At 57.1% G+C, this 23,027-nt stretch carries 25 protein-coding genes; 15 read left to right on the plus strand and 10 right to left on the minus strand.

Annotation, left to right across the window (positions count from 1 at the left end; all coding sequences use genetic code 11):
• Nucleotides 1-108 precede the first annotated feature (108 nt).
• The 4 genes from OHL23_RS18775 to OHL23_RS18790 all read left to right on the plus strand — a co-directional run bounded on the left by OHL23_RS18775 (nt 109) and on the right by OHL23_RS18790 (nt 3,378).
• Nucleotides 109-612: an aminoacyl-tRNA deacylase gene (locus tag OHL23_RS18775; protein WP_263353494.1), complete on the plus strand. Its 504-nt coding sequence runs from the start codon at nt 109-111 to the stop codon at nt 610-612.
• 26 nt (nt 613-638) lie between these two features.
• Nucleotides 639-1,325, plus strand: a complete 687-nt coding sequence (locus tag OHL23_RS18780; protein ID WP_317891703.1) for a heme exporter protein CcmB — start codon at nt 639-641, stop codon at nt 1,323-1,325.
• 75 nt (nt 1,326-1,400) lie between these two features.
• Nucleotides 1,401-2,108, plus strand: a complete 708-nt coding sequence (locus OHL23_RS18785; RefSeq protein ID WP_263353496.1) for a cytochrome c biogenesis protein — start codon at nt 1,401-1,403, stop codon at nt 2,106-2,108.
• Nucleotides 2,109-2,940: 832 nt separating this feature from the next.
• Complete coding sequence (locus OHL23_RS18790; protein ID WP_263353497.1) at nt 2,941-3,378, plus strand: cupin domain-containing protein; 438 nt, start codon at nt 2,941-2,943, stop codon at nt 3,376-3,378.
• A gap of 5 nt (nt 3,379-3,383) precedes the next feature.
• On the opposite strand, the gene OHL23_RS18795 is transcribed toward OHL23_RS18790, so the two are convergent.
• The gene (locus tag OHL23_RS18795; RefSeq protein WP_263353498.1) at nt 3,384-3,971 is read right to left on the minus strand and encodes a response regulator; all 588 of its coding nucleotides are present in this window, start codon (nt 3,969-3,971) and stop codon (nt 3,384-3,386) included.
• 79 nt (nt 3,972-4,050) lie between these two features.
• Complete coding sequence (locus OHL23_RS18800) at nt 4,051-4,794, minus strand: Crp/Fnr family transcriptional regulator (protein ID WP_263353499.1); 744 nt, start codon at nt 4,792-4,794, stop codon at nt 4,051-4,053.
• A gap of 1,057 nt (nt 4,795-5,851) precedes the next feature.
• Between OHL23_RS18800 and aroF the strand changes: the two genes are divergently transcribed.
• The 3 genes from aroF to OHL23_RS18815 all read left to right on the plus strand — a co-directional run bounded on the left by aroF (nt 5,852) and on the right by OHL23_RS18815 (nt 8,858).
• Complete coding sequence (gene aroF / locus OHL23_RS18805) at nt 5,852-6,907, plus strand: 3-deoxy-7-phosphoheptulonate synthase (protein WP_263353500.1); 1,056 nt, start codon at nt 5,852-5,854, stop codon at nt 6,905-6,907.
• Nucleotides 6,904-8,127: a beta-propeller fold lactonase family protein gene (locus OHL23_RS18810; RefSeq protein WP_263353501.1), complete on the plus strand. Its 1,224-nt coding sequence runs from the start codon at nt 6,904-6,906 to the stop codon at nt 8,125-8,127. The genes aroF and OHL23_RS18810 overlap by 4 nt, the downstream gene beginning before the upstream one ends.
• Before the next feature lie 407 nt (nt 8,128-8,534).
• Nucleotides 8,535-8,858 carry a helix-turn-helix transcriptional regulator gene (locus tag OHL23_RS18815; RefSeq protein WP_263353502.1) on the plus strand — a complete coding sequence of 108 codons (324 nt, stop codon included), beginning with the start codon at nt 8,535-8,537 and terminating at the stop codon, nt 8,856-8,858.
• A 134-nt stretch (nt 8,859-8,992) separates the two neighbouring features.
• Here the strand turns inward: OHL23_RS18815 and OHL23_RS18820 are convergent, their stop codons facing one another.
• Nucleotides 8,993-9,976, minus strand: coding sequence for a YihY/virulence factor BrkB family protein (locus tag OHL23_RS18820; RefSeq protein ID WP_263353503.1), 984 nt, complete (start codon nt 9,974-9,976; stop codon nt 8,993-8,995).
• Between the two features lie 360 nt (nt 9,977-10,336).
• Between OHL23_RS18820 and OHL23_RS18825 the strand changes: the two genes are divergently transcribed.
• Nucleotides 10,337-10,543, plus strand: coding sequence for a cold-shock protein (locus tag OHL23_RS18825; RefSeq protein WP_263353504.1), 207 nt, complete (start codon nt 10,337-10,339; stop codon nt 10,541-10,543).
• 6 nt (nt 10,544-10,549) lie between these two features.
• Here the strand turns inward: OHL23_RS18825 and queG are convergent, their stop codons facing one another.
• The gene (gene queG, locus OHL23_RS18830) at nt 10,550-11,833 is read right to left on the minus strand and encodes a tRNA epoxyqueuosine(34) reductase QueG (protein WP_263353505.1); all 1,284 of its coding nucleotides are present in this window, start codon (nt 11,831-11,833) and stop codon (nt 10,550-10,552) included.
• A 110-nt stretch (nt 11,834-11,943) separates the two neighbouring features.
• Here queG and OHL23_RS18835 point away from each other — a divergent pair, with 110 nt between their 5' ends.
• A complete protein-coding gene (locus OHL23_RS18835; RefSeq protein ID WP_263353506.1) occupies nt 11,944-12,306 on the plus strand; it encodes an STAS domain-containing protein in 363 nt (120 codons plus the stop codon).
• An 8-nt stretch (nt 12,307-12,314) separates the two neighbouring features.
• On the opposite strand, the gene OHL23_RS18840 is transcribed toward OHL23_RS18835, so the two are convergent.
• Nucleotides 12,315-13,502, minus strand: a complete 1,188-nt coding sequence (locus OHL23_RS18840) for a VWA domain-containing protein (protein ID WP_263353507.1) — start codon at nt 13,500-13,502, stop codon at nt 12,315-12,317.
• A gap of 181 nt (nt 13,503-13,683) precedes the next feature.
• On the opposite strand from OHL23_RS18840, the gene OHL23_RS18845 reads away from it, so the two are divergent.
• Together OHL23_RS18845 and OHL23_RS18850 are read left to right on the plus strand one after the other, a co-directional pair.
• Nucleotides 13,684-14,058 carry a hypothetical protein gene (locus OHL23_RS18845; protein ID WP_263353508.1) on the plus strand — a complete coding sequence of 125 codons (375 nt, stop codon included), beginning with the start codon at nt 13,684-13,686 and terminating at the stop codon, nt 14,056-14,058.
• Nucleotides 14,055-14,261 (plus strand): hypothetical protein, encoded by a 207-nt coding sequence (locus OHL23_RS18850; protein ID WP_263353509.1) that lies wholly within the window; start codon nt 14,055-14,057, stop codon nt 14,259-14,261. The genes OHL23_RS18845 and OHL23_RS18850 overlap by 4 nt, the downstream gene beginning before the upstream one ends.
• A gap of 6 nt (nt 14,262-14,267) precedes the next feature.
• Here the strand turns inward: OHL23_RS18850 and OHL23_RS18855 are convergent, their stop codons facing one another.
• Both OHL23_RS18855 and OHL23_RS18860 read right to left on the minus strand, forming a co-directional pair.
• Entirely contained in the window at nt 14,268-15,464 is a 1,197-nt protein-coding gene (locus OHL23_RS18855; RefSeq protein WP_263353510.1) for a glycosyltransferase, read from the minus strand.
• A gap of 61 nt (nt 15,465-15,525) precedes the next feature.
• Complete coding sequence (locus OHL23_RS18860; RefSeq protein ID WP_263353511.1) at nt 15,526-16,386, minus strand: hypothetical protein; 861 nt, start codon at nt 16,384-16,386, stop codon at nt 15,526-15,528.
• Nucleotides 16,387-16,510: 124 nt separating this feature from the next.
• Here OHL23_RS18860 and OHL23_RS18865 point away from each other — a divergent pair, with 124 nt between their 5' ends.
• From OHL23_RS18865 to OHL23_RS18875, 3 genes are read left to right on the plus strand one after another with little or no spacing between them, the layout of a single operon-like run.
• Complete coding sequence (locus OHL23_RS18865; RefSeq protein ID WP_263353512.1) at nt 16,511-17,593, plus strand: hypothetical protein; 1,083 nt, start codon at nt 16,511-16,513, stop codon at nt 17,591-17,593.
• Nucleotides 17,594-17,640: 47 nt separating this feature from the next.
• Nucleotides 17,641-18,111, plus strand: a complete 471-nt coding sequence (locus OHL23_RS18870; protein WP_263353513.1) for an NUDIX hydrolase — start codon at nt 17,641-17,643, stop codon at nt 18,109-18,111.
• Nucleotides 18,104-19,063 carry an alpha/beta fold hydrolase gene (locus tag OHL23_RS18875; RefSeq protein ID WP_263353514.1) on the plus strand — a complete coding sequence of 320 codons (960 nt, stop codon included), beginning with the start codon at nt 18,104-18,106 and terminating at the stop codon, nt 19,061-19,063. The genes OHL23_RS18870 and OHL23_RS18875 overlap by 8 nt, the downstream gene beginning before the upstream one ends.
• 26 nt (nt 19,064-19,089) lie before the next feature.
• Here OHL23_RS18875 and OHL23_RS18880 read toward each other — a convergent pair whose 3' ends face one another.
• The 3 genes from OHL23_RS18880 to purB are packed head-to-tail and all read right to left on the minus strand — an operon-like array spanning nt 19,090 to nt 21,772.
• Entirely contained in the window at nt 19,090-19,689 is a 600-nt protein-coding gene (locus OHL23_RS18880; RefSeq protein ID WP_263353515.1) for a UbiX family flavin prenyltransferase, read from the minus strand.
• Nucleotides 19,690-19,717: 28 nt separating this feature from the next.
• Nucleotides 19,718-20,443, minus strand: a complete 726-nt coding sequence (locus OHL23_RS18885) for a uracil-DNA glycosylase family protein (RefSeq protein ID WP_263353516.1) — start codon at nt 20,441-20,443, stop codon at nt 19,718-19,720.
• A 6-nt stretch (nt 20,444-20,449) separates the two neighbouring features.
• Nucleotides 20,450-21,772, minus strand: coding sequence for an adenylosuccinate lyase (gene purB, locus OHL23_RS18890; protein WP_263353517.1), 1,323 nt, complete (start codon nt 21,770-21,772; stop codon nt 20,450-20,452).
• A gap of 363 nt (nt 21,773-22,135) precedes the next feature.
• Here purB and OHL23_RS18895 point away from each other — a divergent pair, with 363 nt between their 5' ends.
• Nucleotides 22,136-23,005, plus strand: a complete 870-nt coding sequence (locus OHL23_RS18895) for a hypothetical protein (protein ID WP_263353518.1) — start codon at nt 22,136-22,138, stop codon at nt 23,003-23,005.
• The last annotated feature ends 22 nt before the right edge of the window (nt 23,006-23,027 follow it).

Here is a 23,027-nt window from a genome sequence, read left to right on the forward strand (position 1 = left end):
TGTGTTTGTTGCCGTCTCACAGGTCCTGCTCTGCAAGCGGAAAGGATATTCTCAGATGAGCAACGATTTGCACTCAAATTGAACATCGAGAATTCCCGATCAGGCTTCATGAAGACCAACGGCGCACGTTTCCTCGACAGTCTCGGCATCCTCTACTCGTTGCGCGAGTATGAAGTCGACCCCGAAGATCTGACTGCCGTCACTGTCGCGAAGAAGATCGATATGCCGATCGAACAGGTCTTCAAGACGCTGCTTACGACGGATGGCGCAGGCAGCCATTTCTTCGCCGTTATTCCCGGTGACGCTGAACTAGATTTTAAGAAACTGGCTCGCGCAGCCGGCGTCCGTAAGACTGAGATGGTTTCGCTAAAAGAGGTGCAGCCGCTGACGGGATACATTCGCGGTGGCGTCACTGTCTTCGGCGCGAAAAAGGCGTATCCGGTTTTCGCCGACGAGACGATTGAATTGTTCGACGAGGTCAGCGTCTCAGCAGGCGTGCGCGGCACGCAGCTTATTCTTTCACCGGCGGATTACCTGCGCGCCGCGGAAGCCACCGTCGCCGACCTGACGAAAGAGGTAAAGCCACCCGAATCCCGCGAGGTTCACTCCTGATGCCGCAAACGGGAAACGAGCCGAGCTTGACCCCAAGCTGGACCGGATTGGTCTGGTCCCATCTGCGGAAAGACCTGCGCATCGAGTGGCGCTCCCGCGACGCCATCAACTCCATGCTCTTTTTCGCGCTGCTGGTCGTTGTGCTCTTCAGTATGGCCTTTGACCCGAGCGCCGACACTTCGCGCGAGATCGCGGGCGGCGTCCTCTGCGTGGCTACGCTCTTCGCCAGCGTTTCGGCGCTCAATCAGGCGTGGGCGCGCGAGATTCGCCATCAGGTGCTCGACGCGCTGCGTATGACCGAAGGTGGCGGCGCGGCATTGTTCTTCGCCAAGGTGCTGGCGAACTTCCTTTTCGTGAGCATCGTCCAGTGCATTCTCGGACCTATCTTCTTCATTTTCTATAACCTCCATCCTTTGGGGGATGCCTGGCTATTGACGCTGGTGATACCACTTGGAACATGGGCGCTGGTCGCCAACGGGACTTTTTTCGCCGCTCTGTCGATCCGCAGCCGCAATCGCGAACTGTTGCTGCCGTTAATCCTCTTCCCCATTTTTCTACCTGCGCTTCTGGCCATGGTTCAGTCCGTCAAAACGATCCTCACCGGCGACGGAAGCGACCCAAGCCTGGTTTGGATCAAAATGCTGGGCGGCTACGACATCATCTTCACCACCATCAGCCTGCTGCTCTTCGATACGGTTCTCGAAGCCGAGTAACGGCGGTTACGACAAACCACTTCCCTGCGCGATAAACTAAGCACGTCCGTCGAAGCATGTGAGGCACACAATACGATGAAAAAGTTGATGATCGCGCTGGGAGCTGTGGGTGTCGCGGCGCTCATGGCGTGGGGTTACTATCAGGCCATGTACGTTGCCCCAACCGAGGCGACGATGGGCGAGGTGCAGCGCATTTTCTATTACCACGTTCCCAATGCGATGCTCTGCTTCCTCTTTTTTGCAATCAGCTTTGTCGCGTCGATCCTATTTCTGGCATGGCGGCGCAGCGCCCCGGCCAAGGCGCTGGCTGCGGATGCCTGGGCGCTCGCAGGAGCCGAGGTTGGAGTCGTTTTTTGTACCGTCGTGCTGATTACTGGGCCGCTCTGGGGCAAGCCTGTCTGGGGAATCTGGTGGACCTGGGATGCGCGGCTGACAACGACTCTGGTTCTCTGGCTGATCTACGTAAGCTATTTGCTGTTACGGAAGTTCGCGGCTGGACCGCAAATGAAAACTTTGGCTGCTGTACTTTCGATCTTTGGCGCGCTGGATGTGCCGATTGTATACATGGCAAACCGGTGGTGGCGCACCCAACACCCCTCGCCGGTCTTCTTTGGCGGGGACGATTCCGGCATCAAGGACCCGCAGATGCTGGCGGCTTTTGGTTGGAATGTGCTCGCCTGGGGGGTTTGGGGACTGGCGGCATTGCTGATCCGTGTGTATGTTGAGCGGCGTCAGCAGACCATAGAAACAGCTGAAGCCTCGGCGGCTTTGATGGCCGATTGAGATCGGAGTAAAAGCGCCGGACTTCCCCAGTAAGTTTCATTTTTTCTGACACTTGCAAGCAAGCTCAATGACGATCGGCTTCCTGATGGAAGGCAAAAGGAAGCGCGAGAAAAGGTGGTTTCGAATGGGGCATAAATTTCTGGTAGCCGCGTATTGCGTTACGTGGGCTATCCAATTGGGATACGTTTTGTGGATGGTAGTGAAGTGGCAGGGGCAGCGGAGCAAACTCAAGACCGGTGCTGGTCGCTAACCCCAGGAGTCTAAACCAGATAACACTAAGGTGGGTACGGCAGTAACACGGATTTGATTACTATCGCTGTCTTCGTGGGATGTAAGAAAACTCTAATCGGGCCGATGATCAGGGTGTTGAGAAGTTCATGAGAGCTTCTACAGAGGAGACACCCCCATGCATGATGTTCTGATTTGCCTCGCCTTCATCGGAATGGTTGTAGCACCTGCAGTTGTCGCCGCAAAGTCCGGCAGCGCGGAATCGAAGTTCGACTAAGCTGGTCCGCGCACGCTACCCGGCCAGTAGACGTGACCGGCGATGATTCTCGTTTTCTGCATCGGTGAACATGCCCGGCGAGTAGTCTGTTCCGGTCAATTCCCTACAATTTCCGTTAAGGCCCCAAGATGGAAGCCCGGCTTGACCTGACAAGGTGGCGTTGAAGGATCTTCTCTTGCTGCTCCATTCCCCTCCAAATCTCCCGGAATTGCCAGTTCCCTCCCACTTTCCCGCTGAATCCTTCGGTTGTCTCCTTCATCCCTTTAGTAGCGGAATGGCGAGCAGTGCGATCGTGCTCCGTTTGAGATGCGACCGCGAAGGAGAGTAATGTCCGATACAAAAATTCCCCTAGTGCCGAGCGTAAACGGCGGTTTCGACTTGCAGGCCCTTGCCAAAACCCTGCCAGAAAGCGCCGATACGATGTTGCTGGATCTGCGTCTTACGGACGAACCGGCTGCGAGCGCGCGGCTTTTTCGCATCTACACCCATGTTCCGGCTCACTACCATAAGGGCTGTGACGAATATCTGGTAGTAGTCAGCGGACGGGCGAAGTTTATCGTGGGCGATGCAGAGCCGGTCGTGCTGTTACCGGGGCAGATGCAGTTCTTCCGTCGCGGCGTCGTGCACGGCTTCCCTGAAATTGTCGAACACCCCTTCGTTATCTTTTCCGTGGATGCTCCCAGACGGGAGCCGTCGGACGTGCACTTCGTCGATGTCAACGCAGGCACGCCGGAGAGCTTCATCCGGACGATTCCGGCACGATAATCCGATTACATGGTGGAAGCATACTGTTCGACCACCGCATAGTTGATTGGTGCGGAGCAGTGAGCGCAGGTTGTTTCCTGAAGCGAGTGGCGGGACTCCGATGCATAGGGAAACGCTCTTAGACATTCCGGGCAGCCGATGAAGACTTGTGAGATGTCGGGAGAATGTCTCTTGCTGAGCGGAACCCAAATCGGCGTTGCCTTGCGCGAGGCCCAAATTGAGAGGCGATCGGAGATCACCCCGCTTTTGACCGCCTCAAGCAGCGCAACCACGCCCGAGGCCTTCTCATAGAAGCCGTCTGCGGCAACTCCATTGGGAATATCGCTGCGCGGGTTGTCGCCGCTCATGGCGATGACGTAGATGGATGGAAATCTGCGCCGGACAACCGAGAGTAGTTCAAAGCCCGACATCCGAGGCATATTGAGATCAGAGAGCAGAATGTCCGGAAGCGACGCTCTCATCTCGTGTAGCGCGTGGAATCCGTCTTCCGCGGTGCGCACAAAGTGCCCCATGCAGGCGAACATCTCATACAGGTAATCGCGAATCGACGGATCATCGTCCACGATCAGAAGAGATGCTTTGACATCCGACACTTGTCACCCGCTTTTGATGTTGCTCTTGGATTCCGACAAGTATGGAGGCGTCGCGAGAACGGAGTCTGTGCAATTCTGCTCAGACCAGCCTCGCTCTTGTAGCCTTTCGCGCTTTGGGTAGCGGAGGTTCGAGAACTGTAGGCCTCATTGCGTTCTGTTCAGGCAGCAGGTCGTGCAGAACGACATTCAATAGCGCCTTGTGCACCTGAATGCGACCGTTGTAACTAATGTAGCCCAGCTTGCGGAAGCGGTTCATGAAGTAGCTTACCCGCGACCGCGTTGTGCCAATCATTTCGGCCAGCGTTTCCTGAGTGACAGCGGGGATCAACGTCTCCGGCTCGCCGGGTCTGCCGAATTCAGCCATCAACAGGAGCGTTCGGGCCAGACGCTTTTCGCTCGAATTGAAGAGCTGATCGATCAGATCGGCCTGCGTTCGCATGCCACGCGCCAGCATGAACTTCAAAAAGAAGTCGGAGAAGGCGTGCTCCTCGTGCAGGATCTTGAGCATATGGTCCCTGCCGATTCTAGTGACCACGCAAAGAGTAATGGTGCTGGCCGTAGCTATGCGAATCCGCCCGGTTCCGGCAATTGCCTCCTCACCTACGAAATCACCGGCAGAAAGCAGGGTCACTGTGGCTTCTTTGCCCCGCTTGGAAACCACGGTAAGCTTTGCGCGTCCGGAGTGGATATAGAACACAGTTTCGGCCACGCCCCCTTGAGAAAAAAGCGCGCGTTTCGGCTTGAATTGGATGATTGTGCGACCGACCCCCGGAGTGCGGAGAAATGTTGCGGAATCGAATGGTATCTGCGTTAACCCATCCATAAGGACGGCCTTGTCTGGAGGGCCCTCTCACCTCTACTTTCGGCGAGTGAGTTTCGAACTGTAGAACTTCCCCATATTTCCTGATACGAGCACGCGATGATTCGCACGCCTATAGAACATCTCAATTCGCGAAATCTTAAGTCTGAGCAATAATGCTCACATTATGTGTGCTCGCTACACGCATAGGTTTGGCAGCAGCGAGTTTTGGGCCTTCTTTCGACGTATCAATTCAAGAGGGGGAGGTTCTAAGAAACTCGAAATAGATCTGACACTTTCGTGGTATTCGGGGTAACACTGTCCTGATTTGGATCAAAGTATTAGTGCTATTTAGTAATCATGTGACTTGAGTCATCCTTAGGTTGTGGATGAGTTCAAGCGAACCCCACAGAAGAGGAAAACCAAATGCATGATCTTCTGATCGGTCTCACCTTCGTAGCAATGGTTCTCAGCCCAGCCATCGTAGCCGCCTGCTCTGGCACCTCTGAAACCAACGCCGACTAATTGAAATCTCCGGCCTTGAGCTGGTCCAGTAGACGTTCTGAGCTGGTTTAATAAGCATTCAGTCTTCATTTGGAACGTCATGAAAACAAATCTGATTCGAACGGCCCTCGCTCCTACGAGCGAGGGCCGTTCCTTTTGCCGATCAGCCTTGCAGTCCTGGCGAGGAAGTCTCAGAGCGCGGCTTACACCTAAGGGGTATCGTGAGGTAACACTGTCCTGATTCGAATCAGGGTAATAGTGCTATTTAGTAATCATGTGACTTGAGTCATCCTTGGGTTGTGGACAAGTTCCGAGGAACCCCACAGAGGAGAATCCCCCAATGCATGATCTTCTTATCGGCCTTACCTTCGTAGCCATGGTCCTCAGCCCCGCTATCGTCGCTGCCTGCTCCGGCACCTCTGAAACCAACGCCGACTAATCGCTGCTACGATCCGCAGGACCGCCGATCTTCTGAAGCGAAACTGGCGGCGGCATTTTGATCGAAGCATACCGCAAAATCCCCAGCATTGCCCCGATTCCCGGCACCCGTTACACTTAATCTTTGGGGGCAATGGCCATGCTGGTAGTCATGAAAGCGCATGCGACGCCTGAACAAGTGCAGGCAGTTTGCGAACACATTGAACAATTGGGATTTCGCGCACACGCACTGCCCGGAGCACAGCGCACCGCAATCGGCATCACCGGTAACCAGGGCGAAGTGGATCGAGGCAATCTCGAATTCCTGCCCGGCGTAGCCGAGGTCATCCGGGTCTCCAAACCATACAAGCTGGCCAGTCGCGACGTGAAGGAAGAGGATACGATTATCCGTTTCCCGGGCACGGATGCGATCATAGGCGGCGGCAAAAACGTAGCCATCGTGGCCGGTCCCTGCAGCATCGAGACGCGGGAACAGGCCTTTACCATTGCCGACCAGGTGGCAGCCTCAGGAGCGCAGTTCTTCCGCGGAGGCGCATACAAGCCGCGGACCTCGCCGTATGCCTTTCAGGGGCTTGGACTTGAGGCTCTGGAGATCATGGCCGAGATTCGCGAGCGCACCGGAATGCGGATCATCACCGAAGCCATCGACAACGAGACCCTCGAGCTGGTGGCCGAGTACGCGGACGTAATCCAGATCGGCGCGCGCAACATGCAGAACTTCTCGCTGCTCAAGAAAGCCGGGAAAACGCGCAAGCCGGTGCTGGTGAAGCGCGGCATGTCGGCGACACTGGACGAGTTTCTGATGGCCGCAGAGTACGTGATGAGCGAGGGGAACTATCAGGTCATTCTATGCGAGCGCGGAGTGCGCACCTTTGCCGACCACACGCGCAACACCCTCGACCTGAGCATTGTGCCGGCCGTGCAACGGTTGAGCCATCTGCCGATCCTCGTAGACCCGAGCCACGGCACCGGCAAGCGGAACAAGGTCGTTCCTATGGCGCGGGCCGCTGTTGCCGTTGGCGCGGACGGCGTCATGGTCGAAGTCCATCACGAGCCCGACAAGGCGCTCTCGGATGGGCCGCAGTCCATCTATCCCGACCAGTTTGCGACGATGATGGACGAACTCGAGCAGATTGCGGCTGTGCTGCACCGGCGAGTGCCGCGTGGCATCCATGTCGGAACCGCGACCGCGTGAGGGCCAAGCCTGTGCGCCGCCACAATACTGTTGCCTTTGGGTTGGCGATGGGAACTCTTGCCCTAATCGGCTGCCGCCATCGCGATTTTCCTGAATACCCGGCAAATTATCGGGAATATGCCTACGTGACGAATGGCGGCAGCGACACCGTCTCTGTTTTCGATGTGGTCAATGTACGGCTGGACCGCGTGGTTCCAGTGGGACAGAACCCGACCGGGGTGATCGCAAACCCGAAGCGCAACGAAGTGTATGTCGTTAATTCAGGAGCTACCCCTGCAAATGGGGCTAACGGTTCTGTTTCCGTCATTGACGCGGAAAAGAACGCTGTCGTAGCTACCATTCCAGTGCATCGCCAGCCTTATTTTCTGGACGTCGATCCAGCGGGCGACCTGGCGTATGTGGCGAACTCGGGGTCGAACTCGGTTTCGGTGATCGATCTGAAGACGCGCAGGGAGATTGCCGTGGCCGGAACCGGGGAAGGACCGGGCATGGCGCGAATCTCTCCCGATGGCAAATCCCTCATCGTGACGAATCGGCTTGGCAACAGCGTAAGCATCTTCAGTGCGGGCGGGCAGGATATTCCGCGCATTCGTAAAGTCATTGAGGGCTGCCCCGGCGCAACCGACGCCGTAATTTTGCCGGACTCAACCAAGGCTTTCGTGGCCTGTTCAGGCGGGCACCAGATCATGGCCATTGCGCTGGCGCGACCGGCCGAGGCGGGCGCCCCGGCACGAACTGATGCCCTGGAGGCTTTGCTGGACGTAGGTCGCTCGCCGGTGCATCTGGCGTTGAAGCCGGATGGTGGCGAGTTGTTTGTCTCCAATTTCGACTCGGACTCGATTTCCGAAGTCGTAACCGGCACCGATGAGGTCGGCGGGGCTTACCTGATGGGCTCGCACCCGGTGCGAGGCTTGGTGAGCTCGGACAATTCCCTGCTGTACGAGAGCAATTTTCGTTCGCAGGAGATCTCGGTCTACTCGATTGACGACGGCAAGCGCACGGCGTCGATTCATGTCGGCGACGGACCGGATGCGCTGGCGTTTTCCGCGACGGGAAATCTCCTCTTCGCCGTGGACGCGCTGTCTGGCGACGTAGCGGTGATTCGCACCAACAATAGTTCGACGACAGGAACAGGCCTCGTCCCACGATCCGTGTTTACACTGCTACCGACCGGACGAAGTCCGAACGCCATTGCTGAAAAAGCCTTCCGATTGCAGTAGTCAAGTTGCCAGAGTCTGGGCGTCAGCCGCGAATGCTCCCGTAATTCAATCTAAGGTAGACGATTCGTGCGGATTCCCAGTCCGGGCTCGATCTGCGAAACTCGGGTGCATCGATTTACTAATTGAAGACCGGAAATCCTTTTCTTAAGAAAGCATTCACAAACTCTATTGGTTGCGAGTAAAATTCAACTGCGGATTCAAACGCTTGAATCGCGTTCGCTACCTCGCCCGACTCGAACGGCAGAGGATGCAAATAGAGTAATTTCATTCGGTGTATCCCGGTGCTTCAAGGATTTTCTCCGCAGATTAATGCGCAATTGTTCGTGGAATAGCATAGGTATTTTCCATTACGCGAAGTTCGATACGCGAAAACATTGTGTACCATTTTATTGCCTTAGAGGTTCTGCATGAATGATGTGTCTCTCAGTGTCGCTGCCCCTCCCCACCAGATTGCGCTCTTTACCAATCATGCGCATGTTCTGGTGCTCATCGCCCAACAACCCGATCTCCGAATGCGCGAGATCGCAGCCACCGTCGGAATTACGGAACGAGCGGTACAACGAATTGTCGACGATCTGACCGCAACCGGGTATGTCACCGTCAAGAAAGATGGCCGCCGGAACCGGTACGAGATATTGCACAACAGCCCGGTGCAACATCCAATTGCAAAGCATCGCAATATCGGGGAGTTGGTCCGATTCGTGTATCCGCAATTTGCAACTCAGAGTTAAGCGAAATGATCGCGAAGTTTCACGGTTGACCAGATCTTGAGTTACCGCTGGATTGCATAGCTCTTGTGGTTAAACCCTGACTCGAAGGTCATGACTCAAAAACTGACTCAAAGACGCTGGCGGTGGCATCTCTTTCAGGAAAAGCCACCGCCAGAAGCGTCGTGAGCTACCTGACTCCGAGAAACTCCCTTGCGGCTGTTATGGCGCATTGCGCTGAATTGCGCACCGGCAAACAGCAGCAATCCCGAGACATAGGCCCAAAGCAGCAGTCCGACGGAGACGGAAAACGGCCCGTAGAGGCCGCGAAGATCCAGCTTCGGCAAAAGCGCCACGAAGACATACTTGGCCGCCACCCAAAGCAGGCCTGTGACAATGGAAACGCGCAGCACCGGCCGGGGTGGCAACTTGCGATTGGGCAGAACCCAATAGATCGAAAAGAAAAGCAGAATGCTTGCTGCTGCGGTCGACAGAGCCAGCCACGACTCTTTCAGAGCCCGATAGGCGAAGTTGTCGACATGTCCGAAGAAGAGCATGTTCAGAATCGTGCGTTCGCCTGCATTGAGAAAGATGCAGGTCAGGCCGAGAACCACCATCCACAGCGCGAGGCCAAGCGCAATAAGCTGATTCATCAAGTAGTTACGGCTCTGTGCTACTCCCCAGGAGCGATTGAGCGCCACCTCGAGCGGCAGAAAAATGCCGGTGCATGAGACCAGAATCATGAGGAGAGAAAGTGCGCGGACGCCCGATTTCGGAGCGACCGCAGCCAAGTGCGCTGCTACCCAATCCTGATTGGATGGCAGCAGATACTTGATGAAATCTCCGATGACATCCATCATCTCGTGGGAATGGAAGACGCTGTTTGCGATCGTGTACAGCATCACGATGAAGGGGATGCAAGAAAGGATCGCATTCGCGGCAACACTGAAAGCGAAGGTATGCACCTCGCTATCCATCAGGTAGTGCAGCAGCACCTTTCCGTCCCGCTGCCATTGGAAGCCGTAGATGGGCAGAGGACCTTCGTCGACGGCCCGGGCAGGGGACGATTCCCCTGACTGCGGCACGGTCATTTCCGGGGATTGGGCAAGCCCCTCAGTCTCGGATGTTGAAATAGAGGACATATCGAACTCTAGTTTCGATGCTACCAGAGGCATCGCGTTTGACCGCGTAAACACTGGGAAAGATGCAAATTCAAGGTAAGTGCGCCTTGAGAACGTGAGGTTTTTTCTTGCATTTTCGTCGGAATCCTGACATAACCAGAGCACAGTACCCCTTAGAGGCGGCGACGCCAGATTGCTGAATTGGTGAGCAGTCTCAAATTTATTGGACGCAGTGTCAGGTACATTCCGGGAGTCACTCCGAGCTGCCGCCGCGCCCAATAAGGGATCGACTGGTAGCTCTCGGTGTCTTGCAGGATAGTTGTCACCAAACGGTTTTCATCGGCAACGGACTCTTATCGGCAGTTCATGAGGAGTGTGGCAGTGAAGGAAAAAGGCATAGTGAAATGGTTCAACGGCGCAAAGGGATACGGATTCATACAGCGTTCCACGGGCGAGGATGTCTTTGTGCATTTTTCTGCAATCCAGGCAGATGGATATCGTTCGCTGAATGAAGGCGAGGCGGTCGAGTTCGAGTTACAGCAGGGCCCCAAAGGGCTGAATGCAATTGAAGTAACTCGACCGGCATAAACCCGGTCAGGCCCTAACTTCCGGCCTTTCCTGTCTCTCGATTACCTCCAGCCGGCGAAGAGCCCAATCGGCAGCTTCCCGTAAGGCGGCTTGAGCCGGATTCGGAACCGGATCGGGAGCCGAACCATCGCCGGTTTCGCGGCTTGGCTTGGGTTCGGACTTGGTTTCGGCTTCGGCGAGCGACCAGCGCTTCAGCCATGGCGCCCAGCGCGTCAGACCGCTGTTTCCCATGGCGATGGCGATGTTCCTGCGCAATCCCAGAAAACCAGCACGGCGGATTGGCGACCCGTTGAAGAGCCGCTCAAAATCCGCGTTCTCAAGGTCGGCCAGCCACGTCAGATCCGGATTGATAAGTTCCGGGCGAGGAGCGAGGTCCGGATTACCGAGAGTAATCGGGGCTTTTCGATTCCATGGGCAGACATCCTGGCAAATATCGCAGCCGAAGATCTGACGACCTATCCCGGCCTTCAGGTCTTCGGGAATCTCCCCGCGATGCTCGATGGTCAAGTAAGAGATGCAGCGAGTCGCATCCATCTGATATGGCTCGACGAGCGCCTGCGTAGGACAGGCGTCGAGGCAACGGCGGCAACTGCCGCAGCGGTCGGGGACGGTGAGCGCCGCTTCATCGGGCGGCAGTTCAAGCGCGGTCACGAGAACCGCCAGAAAATTCCAGCTCCCCAGCTTTGGGTGGATCAGGCAGGTATTTTTGCCGGTCCAGCCGAGGCCCGCAGCGCGGGCAACATTGCGCTCGACCACTGGACCGGTATCCACATAGGCGCGGGATTCAAACTCGCCGAAGGCCGCGTGCAGCGCGGCGTCCAGTTCGCGCAGCCGTTTGAGCAGGACTTTGTGGTAATCGCTGGGCCGAACTACCCCTTTTTCATCCCGGCGGCTCGACCACGCATAGCGGGCGATCCAGCCGGCTTCCGGCGGCGCAGGCGCGGTGGAAAGTGGTGCATCGGCATGGTAGCTGGCCATGCACACGACAACCGAGCGGGCCCAGGGGAACGGCAGGTCGACCCGGCTGCGCAACGGCTCCCCGCTCTCGTTGCGCCGGGCAAGGTAAGCCATGCTCCCGGCACGGCCTTTTTCGAGGAATTCGGCGAATCGGGCCGCATCGCGCCCAGTTTCGGGGTAGGGCAGGCTGACGATGGCCGCCTCGGTGAATCCAGCACGCAGTGCGAGTTCGCGGACGGCCTTTTGCGAGGGCACTCGACCAGTCTCTGCAATCGCGAAGGATTCGCGATCCGGCGAGAAGGAAGTATTACGAATGGAACCTCGGGGGGGCATCTTTGCGTATCCAATTCTCAAGACGGGTTCAGTAATCGGTGCAACATGGCAGAACGGCGTGGTCGATCTACCGTAGCTATTTCCACCCAGGCCCGATCTGGAGGACATTTATGAATGTATCGCCTTTTTTGAATATTTCCTCGGCTTCCAATTCCCCGGTCGTCGTGATTGCTGTGAATTGTGAGTTGGTGCGTGGTTCGGAAGCGTATGTGGTGGAGAAAGTACTGCCGCGTGTGAAGCAGGAATCTGTAGCGCTGGATCTTTCCGGTGTCGAACGAATTGACGCTGCGGGCATCGCCGCGCTGATTACGCTGTATTGCACATCGGTCGAAGCGAAAACGGACTTCTTCGTGGTCGACCCCTCGGCCCACGTGCTGGAACTGCTGCGTATTGTCGGTCTGGACTCGATCCTGGTCGCCGTAGACAGGCGGCTCGGTGCGGAAAGGATTCTGGTGAACTGCGCCGCAGCCTGAGACCGTGGCTAGTTCTGCGAGTAATACCCTTCGCGGGTGATCACCTGCAGCTTGTCATCCTTCGCCTTCAATGAGATTTTGTGAAATCCGTCGGAATCGTCGCTGCTCGCAGGCTTATCCGGTGTGTAGGTGAGCAGGTATTGGCCGTGCAACTCTTCGCCGATCTGGGCGTAGATCTCATCGAAGCTGTCTTTCTTCTTAGCTTCGAAAAACAGGCCGCCTGTTCGGGTTGAGATTTGCTCCAGGATCTTCTTGCCGTCGACCTTGGGCTCGCTTGACCCCGGCCTCTGTCCACCCCGCCCACCTGGATAACCTCCGCCGCCCGGGTAGCCGCCACCGCCTGGATATCCCCCGCCCATGCCGCCGCGTCTTCCCGAGCCGGGAAATCCGCTGCCGTCGTGTTCCTCTTCCCCCTTGAAGTAAACGGTGTACACGGTGAGGTTCGCCTTTTCCGCAGCGTCAATGGCGTCGTTCAGCGATTCCTTGCTGCCGCGGTCAACGCCGTCTGAAAGCAGGATGACTGCTTTGCGGCCATGCTCCTTGAGCATTAACTCGTTGGATGCCAGATAGATGGCGTCGTACATCTGCGTACCGCCGCGCCTCCGGCTGCTTCCGCCTCTGCCGTTGTCTCCGCTGCCGCTCTGGCCACTGCTTTGGCCGTCGTCCCCGCCCGAGGAGTTTGAGCTACTCATATCGTCGAGTTCGTGATGCAGCTTGGATTTAGAGGCGGTGAAGTCCTGAAGCAGCTCAACTTCGTGATCGAAATGGAGAAGAAACGCCTTGTCGGCCGGCTGGGAAAGCATCTGATCGATGAATTTTCCGGTCGCCGTGCGCTCGTCGGGCAGTGCGTTTTGCTGGCTGCGGCTGGTGTCGACCAGCAAACCAAGACGGAAAGGCAAGTTCGTCTCGTGAGAAAAACTCTTGATCGTCTGCGGGTGGCTATCTTCCGTGAGGGTGAAATCTTCCTGTTTCAGATTAGGCACGACCTGGCCCTTCTTGTCCCGGACGGTCACTGGCAGGATGACCTCGTTGACCTGGACCTTCAATGTCGTAGATGGCGTCGCCGAGGTCTGGGTCGGAGTTTGGGCTGACGTCTGGGCCGGGCTGGACGCTTGCGGAGCAGCCGCGAACGCTACACCGAGCGAGACGGGCAGGAAAAGCAGGGCGGCAAGATGCGTCTTTGAAAGCGTAGTCATAAGGTTGGATGAATCCAGTCAAATTCGGGATCGAGAAGCCTGACGGTTAGACGACGATGGGCCGATCTAGTTGACTCAATCGCCATCGAGAGCCGCAAAAACGCGGGCTTCCCCTAATGAGAGTTTTGACGATACGCTTGCAGGGAATATCCGTAGCTTAAATTCTTCCCGGAGAACCCAGTTGGCCGTCTGGAATCGGTTCCGATCCGCGCTTATTATCGCTGCAATCCCCTTTGTACTAGCTCTCGCTTTTCTTCTCGGCTCCGTAGCCGCGCAAGCGGATGCTCCTCCTGCGCAGCTTGCCGGTAAGCAGTGCCTTCCGGTCTCCGAAGCGGAACAGGACCAACACCGCAATAAGGACATTTGTGTCGCGGCGCATGTTTACGATGTTGTGGAACTTAAAGACGGCACGCGCTTTCTGGATGTCTGCCCCGCCGACCTGCCTGACGATCAGTGCCGGTTCACGCTGGTGAGCATGAATGCAGACCGCGACGATGTCGGCGACCTGCGCAAGTATCGCGACCAGAACATCGCGCTGCGCGAGTCGTTCGTGTGACGCATGGGCGAATGGGCATTGTGATCAGCCATGTACGCCAGTTCAACGGAGGACCGGAGAAGTTTCGGCCTAACCCCAAGCTGCTGCGCGACTTCAACGGCCAGTCGGATAGGATGCCGGTGCGCGATCCAAATCTGAACGCCGGGGGAAAGCACCGCAGCTTTATGAATACCGGCGACAAGGAGGCGCTTCCCAAGCGCTGAGCGGCGTCACTGCGGCTGTCCCCACATTTTCCCGGCGTGATCGCGAAGATCTTTGAGTGGATAAAGAGTTCCTCGCCACACGACTCCACCGCGCAGGAGAGCAAGTGTCATCGAGCGCAGCATGGCGAACAGAAACAGGCTCACAGCCAACGGATACACGAGCACATACATTGCCGAAACGCGTGTGACCTTGCGGCTAACGATGTAGATTCCGGCGACGCAAGCGTAGAGAACGATGGCTGCTATACGCGACCAACCCCCAGTCCAGATTGCGACGATTGGGAAGACAATCTGAATGGCGAGTCCAAGACACGATAGCAGCGTCAGTCCGATCCCGTAGCGATACAGGGCGAAGAGGTTTTTTTCGAGGTTTCGGACGACGCCCCAGGCTCCGTGCGACCAGCGGACGGAAGCGAGCCCCGCTCCAAGCGCGAATCTCTGGCGATACCCGGCCCGCTTGAGTTTCCAGCCAAATCTCAGGTCTTCGATTACCTCCATGCGCAGCGCAGCGAAACCGCCAAGCGCCTCATACGTGCTTCGCCGGACAAGGTTGAAAGCTCCCACGCCGATAAAATCACGCGCACTTGGATCAGCAACGCGCCAGGGGTGAAACGTCCACGTAGTAAGCGCGTGCATGGCTCCGTGCATCGCCGCTTCTCCATGAGAGGCCACGATCCAGTGGGGCATCAGCACTAGGTGGTCGGCCTGCTCCGCGAGCGCATTGCGCAGCGCCAGAGCTAACGCCTCAGGCGCGAAGAGGACATCGCCGTCGGTGAAGAGAATCCAGTCCGATTGAGCAGCTTCGGCAGCCATCGCCAGGGCATGTGGTTTTCCAAGCCAGCCATGCGGAAGTTCCCGGACGCGCACGACCTGAAGAGTGTGAGCGGCTTGCTGACTCGCCTCAATACCCACTCTTTCCATGATTGCGCCGGTCCGGTCCGTGGAGCGATCATCGACCGCGATGATTTGCAGGCGAATTCCCCGAGAAGCGAGGAGCGAACGAAGAGTGGCCTCGATGCAATCCTCTTCGTTGCAGGCGGGAACGATTACGGTCAGATCGGGGATGGAAGCCAAATCGACCGGCAGAGGGACAAGTTGCTCGATGGGAAGCTGTGTGAGATCGGTAAGACGGGGAGAATTGCGGACCCACTGAACGAGTTGCCAGAGCCATCCGAGGGCGAGCAGCCACACGGAAACGGGCAAAAACCAAGCCCAGATTGTCGAAAAAGTCACAATTCGATTAGAGCACCCTCACGGGCATCAGCTAATCGTTGGGCGGCTGCGGCTGGGCCTGCGGATTTTGCTGAGGCTGTCCCGGCTGTTGTTGCGGCTGTCCTTGCTGCTGCTGAATCTGCTGTTGTTGCTGTTGTATCTGCAGCTGCCGCTGTTGCATCTCGTTCATAATCTGCTCGGGGCTGCGGCCTTGCCCCGGCTGTGCTGCGGGCGAGACCCCGAAAGGCCGGTGCGGAACGGGATTGGTTTGCTCGGGGGGTTCCGGATCTTCCTGCGCTTCGTCGTCTGCGTTCTGTCTCGTCGGATTGTCTGCGGCGGAAGGCTTGGGGGCGGAATTGGTTCTGACCGTCAGCACCAGTTCTCTGGGCGTTCCTTCGCCCTTGTCGCCAACCATCAGGACGTTGTAGCCGGTGCCGTCAAGGAGTTTGGCGAGAACTTCGCGCGCGGGGGCCGGTCCATAGCTTCCGTAGATACGCTCATCTGCCGCTTCGCCCTCCACCTTGACGCCAGTAGCCGTCGAGACGTCGCGCAGAATCTGCTGCAGGCTGGAGTTTGTGGCGGCAATACGGAGGTTGCGGCCATTCCAATCCACGGAGGCCTCTTGAGCCTTGTCGTTGACTGGCCAGTCCGGCGGCGGAGGTGGTGGAGGCGGAGGTGGTGTCTCAGCGACCGGGGACAATGCTTTAGCTTTCGCCGCGCGGCGATGCGCCGGATGCTTTGCGGAATTCGGGGTGATCTGGGAATGCTGTCCCTGAGCCTGTGCTGGCGGGGTGGTTCCATTTGCGCTGGCCTGCGCGCCTACGGCAATGGGCATAACAGCAGCGCATAACGCCGCAACAGATATCGTCCTTGCCGCCAATCCGGTATGCCGAAGAATGGAATCCAATGCCATTGCAAACTTCCTGACCGATTGCCCGCGTCCTGAAAACAGCCGCAGCACCCACTGTACTAGACTAGCAAGAGTTGGCCAACGCTCACAGCATGCCGGGGCTGAAGTCATGGCGGGAGTTGAACAAATGGTGCCCGATTCGGGACTGGGATTGCAAGAACAAGGCGTATTCGCGAACGGGGCTCCTTCCCGTAGGACTCTTTCACACAGCTCGAAGCTGCACCGCCTCATTCTTCTGCTGGCCGTCGGCGTGCTCGCTGCGCTGCCTGCCTTCGCGGTCAATTGCACCACCCAGGCTTCGTTCAAGCCAGCCGACCGGGATGCCTTGCTCGCGGCAGGAAACTCCATTGCCGACGCCGTAGCAGTTCAAAACTTCGACGCTCTGCAAGCCTCCCTGCTGCCGGCTGTGATCGGGGATTGGGACAGCATTCGCGGTGTCGCCCAGAGTGCGGCGCCGATTCTAAAGGGTGGCAAAGCCTACTGGAGCGATGGCTATCTGCTTGATGCAACAGATCTGAAAGCCCCCGAAGACACCCAGTTTTTCTGCACAAATGCAGACAGCTCCGTAACGATGACCGTCAGCCTGCGCAGCCTGCCGGCGGGACGCTACGCCTTGCTGATCGCGGATTACGAAGGCGCACCGCTTGCTGGGCAACTGGCGCTGATTCTGGGAGCGGACTCGAACGCGGGCGGGAAATGGAAGCTGGGGGGAATGTTTGTTCGGGAGGGCGCGCTCGACGGGCATGACGGCATCTGGTACTGGCGCCATGCGCGGGAACTTGCCGCGAAAAAGGCCGTCTGGAGCGCCTGGTTCAGCTACGACACGGCGCGCTGGCTTCTGTTGCCTGTGGATTTTCTTTCTTCGCCGCATCTCGACAAGCTCAACCGGGAACAGTCCCAGCTCGGAACGAACCCCTCCGACACGCTGCCGTTGACGGTCAGCGGTGCCGGAGCCGATGCCGGAAAGATCTGGAGAATTACTGCGGTTCACCTCGACACGACTCTGCATAGCCCGGATCTCGCGGTCGTTTATGAAGGCACGGGTTTGACTGATCCCGCAGCCTCGCGGGCGGAAGCCACTGCGGTGATGAGCGCGTTCCTGAAGCTGCACCCGGAGCTGCGGGAGAATTTCCACGGTTTGTGGGCGTACGCCGAAAAAGATGGCCGTCGAAGCTTCGCCATCGAGCTGGCGATGCACGATATTCCCTGAGAAGCGTCTAAGCTTTCAGATCACAGGCCGACATCAGGAGTTGCTGTTTGGCGCAACGGGAGTTTCCCTCGAACCCGCTGGTCGGCGTGGGCGCCGTCGTGGTCGATGATCGCGGCCGGGTGCTGCTGATTAGACGCGGAACCGAGCCGATGAAGGGCCATTGGTCGCTTCCAGGAGGACTTCTGGAGCTGGGTGAGACCCTGATTGCCGGGGTTAAGCGCGAGGTTTTGGAGGAAACCGGGCTTATTGTGAGGCCTGAGGCTATCGTTGAGGTCATAGACCGCATCTATAGAAATAGCGATAGTAACGAATCGCTGGTTCGCTATCACTATGTAGTTGTGGATTACTGGTGTCGAGTGATTAGCGGCGAGATCCAGCCGTCAAGCGACGCGTTAGAAGTTGCCTGGGTAAGTCGAGCTGAGTGGAAGGATACGAATTTCTACTCGCTGGAATCCATTACTGTGCAGGTCATCGAAAAAGGATGGCAAATGGCACAAGAGGCAGGCAATTATGGCTAGGAAAAAGCTTTTTTGGACACTTTCCGTCGCGTTCCTCGCCGGTTTGACATGCGCAGGATCGGCCTTTTATTCGTGCCCGACCTGGGTGTTCGGCCATATTCAGGAACTGCGGATGCGCGCCACCGGCGCCGAAAGCCGCGTTGTGATGATCGACGGCCACCGCATTCACTACTACGTGAGCGGCCCGGTTTCAGGCTCGCCCATCGTACTGATTCATGGACTGGGCGGCCGATCCGAGGATTTCGTCAGCCTGACGCCGTATCTCGAAAAAAGCGGATATCGCGTCTACGCCCCTGATTTGCTGGGCTTTGGACAATCCGAAGAGCCGATCAATGCCACCTACTCGATCAGCGATCAGGCTAGTCTGGTTGCGAACTTTTTCGACGCCATGGGCTTGAGGCGAACGGACCTGGCAGGCTGGTCCATGGGGGGATGGATCGCACAGAAGGTTGCGGTTGATCATCCCGAGCGCGTGAGCCGCTTGATTCTGATGGATAGCGCCGGGCTGACGATGCCGCCCACGTGGGACACGCGGCTCTTCACCCCTACAACTCCTGCCGAGCTGGATCAGTTGGACGCTTTGCTGATGCCGCATCCCCCAGCAGTTCCCCGGTTTGTGGCGAAGGATATTCTGCGCATCTCGGCCAGCTATGCATGGGTGGTCAAGCGAGCCGTGGCATCGATGCTCACGGCGAAAGATGTGATGGATGAGGACCTGCCGTCGCTGAAGATGCCGGTACTGATTCTGTGGGGCCGATTGGACAGGATCACTCCGCTGAGCGAGGGCGAGGCAATTCACCTGTTGATTCCACAATCGCACATGGTGGTCGCCTCGGGCTGCGGGCATCTGGCTCCGCTAAGCTGCTCTAGTGTGTTTGGTCCGGCAATCACACGGTTTCTGGAGACTTCGTATTCCCGGCCTGCGAGCCAGCCCATGATAGTTGGGGAATAGTTATCGCGGAGACGAGTTGGATGCTACTATTCGCCGGGCTTCCAGATATACGCGTCCTTCTGCGGCAAACCGATGTGGGCGAGGACGCGATAGACAAATTGCCGCGCCATCTCGGTCGAATCGATGGGCCGATTATAGAAAGCCGGAATAACCGGAAATATCACCGCGCCCGCATCCGAAGCTAACTGCATATTGCGCAGATGAATCCGGTTGAAGGGCGTTTCGCGCACGCAGAGAATCAGCGGACGGCGCTCTTTCAACGTAACGTCCGCAGCGCGGCTGATGAGTGTGTCGGCGAAACCGCTGGCGATCGAAGCGAGCGTACCCATGCTGCACGGCAGCACGATCATTCCACTCGATGGATAGCTGCCGCTGGCAATCGACGCGCCGATATCGTGATCGGAAAGCTGGATGGTCTTCGCCGGCGCGTGGCCCAGCAGCTTTTCGACTAAGTTGTTGCGCCCGCTGATCTGAAGCTCTTCAGCAAGCACACGAAGCGAGTTCTCCGAGGGCAGAAAATGGACCCGCGCTGCGCGCGCATCTTTTTCTAAGACGCACAAAAGCTCGCGCGCAAAGACAGAACCGGACGCGCCCGTCATGGCGACTATGAGATTTGCGGCCTCCACTTACGCAACCTCCGCGTCTTCGATAGGTCTATCCAATTCCGGCTCTGGCAGCGGCTTCTTTAAGGAGTCTGATTTCGCCCTCACGACCCTGATATGGAGCTTTTCTGAGGTTAGCATTCGGTGGCCATGAGGGATGAGTAATTGCAGTACAGACCGCGACTCTACAGTCTAAACTGACCTCTGCCATTGGTATTTCATCCATGGAAGTGGTCGAATTACCTCCCCATGCCTCTAACTCTCTGGGCCATATTCGGCTCAGAAATATTGGCGCCCCAGTACCTAATGCCACTATGAGTCTAGGCTGAATCGTGGAAAGCGTCTCTTTGAAGAAACGGACACCTTCCTTCATAAGGGAATCATCTCGCAACCAAATAGAGATTAGCCCCTTCGTAAGATTGCTTTTACCCTCGTGCAAGTAGGGCCAAGCGTTCGTAAAGAAGCACTCGTCAAATTTGATCGGGGTTTTCGGAAGAATACTCCGTAACCCTTTCCATGTAGCACTGCTGAATGTCTCGTCAAGTCGCACTAGATTTCCAGCTTCATCGATGAAATCTGCAACGCAGCCAAAATTGGAACCGAGAACAAGAATCCCATCCCTAGGCAGAGTGCCTCCACTCCCCTCAAACAATCCGTTGCCACCGGGAAAGAATGCTTTATCCATCACCGGAAGCCCCTTGAATGGACGTATTTTTGTCCCTTTCAAGTCCAGCTGATCAAGTTTCTTTCGTAATGAATCAATTTCCTCTGGTGGCATAATTCCTTACTTTTGCGATTCGCCTTTAAGTACACGAATAAAGATAGCGTCTACATTACCGAGTTGCCGCGTCATGTCAAAAGTCTTGGCGAGCTGGTCGGTCGAAAGCAGCGCGGTAATCTCCGCATTCCGCGCTACTTCGTCGCGAAAGACGAGATCCTCTTTCCACGCGCGCATGGCGTGGCCTTGCACAAGGCGATAGGCATCCTCGCGCATCATGCCAGCCTCGGCGAGATCGAGCAGTAGTTGGCCCGAAAAAATGAGGCCGCCAGTGCTTTCCAGATTGCGCATCATGCGTGCCGGGTACACGAGCAGCCGGTCGATCAGCGATGAGGTCTTCGTCAGAAGATAGTGCGTGAGGATCGTCGAATCCGGGAAGATGACCCGCTCGACCGACGAATGCGAGATATCGCGTTCATGCCAGAGCGGAATGTTTTCAAACGCCGCCTGCGCATTGCTGCGCAGCACGCGCGCCAGGCCACTGATCTGCTCCGACGTGATGGGATTTTTCTTGTGCGGCATCGCCGAGGAGCCCTTTTGCTTTTCGCTGAAGTACTCCTGCGCCTCGCGAACCTCCGTGCGCTGCAAATGCCGCACCTCGACCGCAATTTTATCCAGTGTTGACCCGATCAGCGCCAGCACCGAAATAAATGCGGCATGACGGTCGCGCTGGATCACCTGCGTCGCTACCGGAGCCGGTTTGAGACCAAGCCGCGCGCAGATGCGCTCCTCATGTTCCGGCTTCAGGTGACCAAATGTCCCGACCGCGCCCGAAAGCTTGCCCACACGCATATCTTCCGCCGCGGCGTCGAAGCGCACCAGATTGCGCTGCATCTCGGCGTACCAGTTGAGGATCTTGAGGCCAAACGTGGTCGGTTCCGCGTGGATTCCATGCGTGCGTCCAATCGTTGGCGTGTGCTTGAACTCGATAGCGCGGCGTTTGAGCACTTCCAGGAAAGCGACCAGAGCTTCCCGAATCAGAATCGCAGCTTCCTTCACCTGCAAAGCCTGCGCGGTATCGACGATGTCATTGGAAGTGAGGCCGTAATGCAGCCAGCGGGACTCGGCCTCTAGCCCTTGCACCTTGAGCGACTCAGCGACGGCCGTGGTGAAGGCGATCACGTCATGCTTCACTTCAGCTTCGATGGCCTGAATGCGGCCTACCTCAAAGCTGGCGCGGGTAGCGATGGCCTCCGCAGCGGCGGCTGGAATGACGCCGTCCTCGGCAAGAATGGTGCTCGCTGCAGACTCCACCTGAAGCCAGCAGCGGTACTTGTTTTCTTCGGTCCAGATGCGGCCCATCTCGGGCAGCGTATAACGATCGATCAAAAGAGGTCTTCTCCCCAGGCCGGACGCATCCAAAGGCGACGCGGCAACCCTTTATTGTAGCGGCTTTCCGGAACAGAGACCTTCGACGGCGCGGGCGGCTTCTGTATTTTCATTGACAAATCAGCCTGCGATGGACCAGAGTACTGCCACACAATCCTCGGGCCTACCGCTGGTTTCAAGCTCGACCCCTGACTCAATCCAGGTCTTCGCGGCTTAAGCCGATTCGCTTCCGCCGCGCGCCGCGGAGACGCGCGCTCGTCCTCCCCCAATCGTTGCTTCCATCCTGCTTCCGTGAGTACATCCTCGGGTCGCGGACCTTGCTAACGAGTCCGGCATTTTAGGCAAACTGGGAGGTTTGCAAACATGAAGAAAGCAACATCCATTCTTTTGGGAATCTCGTTCGCGGCTGCCTGCGTTGGCATCGCTGCCGCACAGGAAACTACTCCGTCAACCGCGTTCGTACCCAAGGTCTTGCAGATTACGCGGGAGTTCACCAAACCAGGCAAAAGCGGCGCGGCGCATGACACCACTGAAAGCGCCTTCGTCCGGGCCTCGGCCAACGGCAAGATACCCGCTCACTACATCGCCATGAACTCGCTGACCGGCAAGAGCCGCGCGCTCTACCTCACCTCGTACGACTCGTATGAGGCTTGGCAAAAGGTCAACGATTCCGTCAACAAAAATCAGGCGCTCTCCGCCGAGTTTGACCGCGCTGCAATGGCCGACGGGGAGTTACTCGATAGCATGGACTCGATGGTCCTGACCTACCAGGAAGAAATGAGCTTTCATCCCATGGCTGACCTATCGAAAATGCGCTACATGGAGGCATCCGTCTATCAGGTTCGCCCCGGCCACGGCCAGGAATGGCGAGAGTTGGTCAAGATGGTCAAAACCGGCTATGAAAAGGCTAACCTCGGCGCTCACTGGGCCATGTTCGAGATGGAGTTCGGAGCCGACGCTGGCGAATATGTCGTGTTCACTTCAAGGAAGTCGCTCGACGAACTCGACAAAGGGCCGATGGAGGATAAGCAATTCGTGGCGGCCATAGGCGAAGACGGCATGAAAAAACTGGATGAGCTGGTCGCGGCATCGGTCTCGTCATCGCGCCACGAACTGTTTTCGTTTAACCCAAAACAGAGCTACGTCCCCGACGAGTGGGTCAAGAACGACCCATTCTGGGAACAAAAATCAGCCCCTGTGCAGGCGGCTAAACTCACCACCGAGAATAAGTAGGCCACGGCCTAAGCAGTCAATT

The organism is Acidicapsa acidisoli (genome assembly GCF_025685625.1).
GTDB lineage: Bacteria > Acidobacteriota > Terriglobia > Terriglobales > Acidobacteriaceae > Acidicapsa > Acidicapsa acidisoli.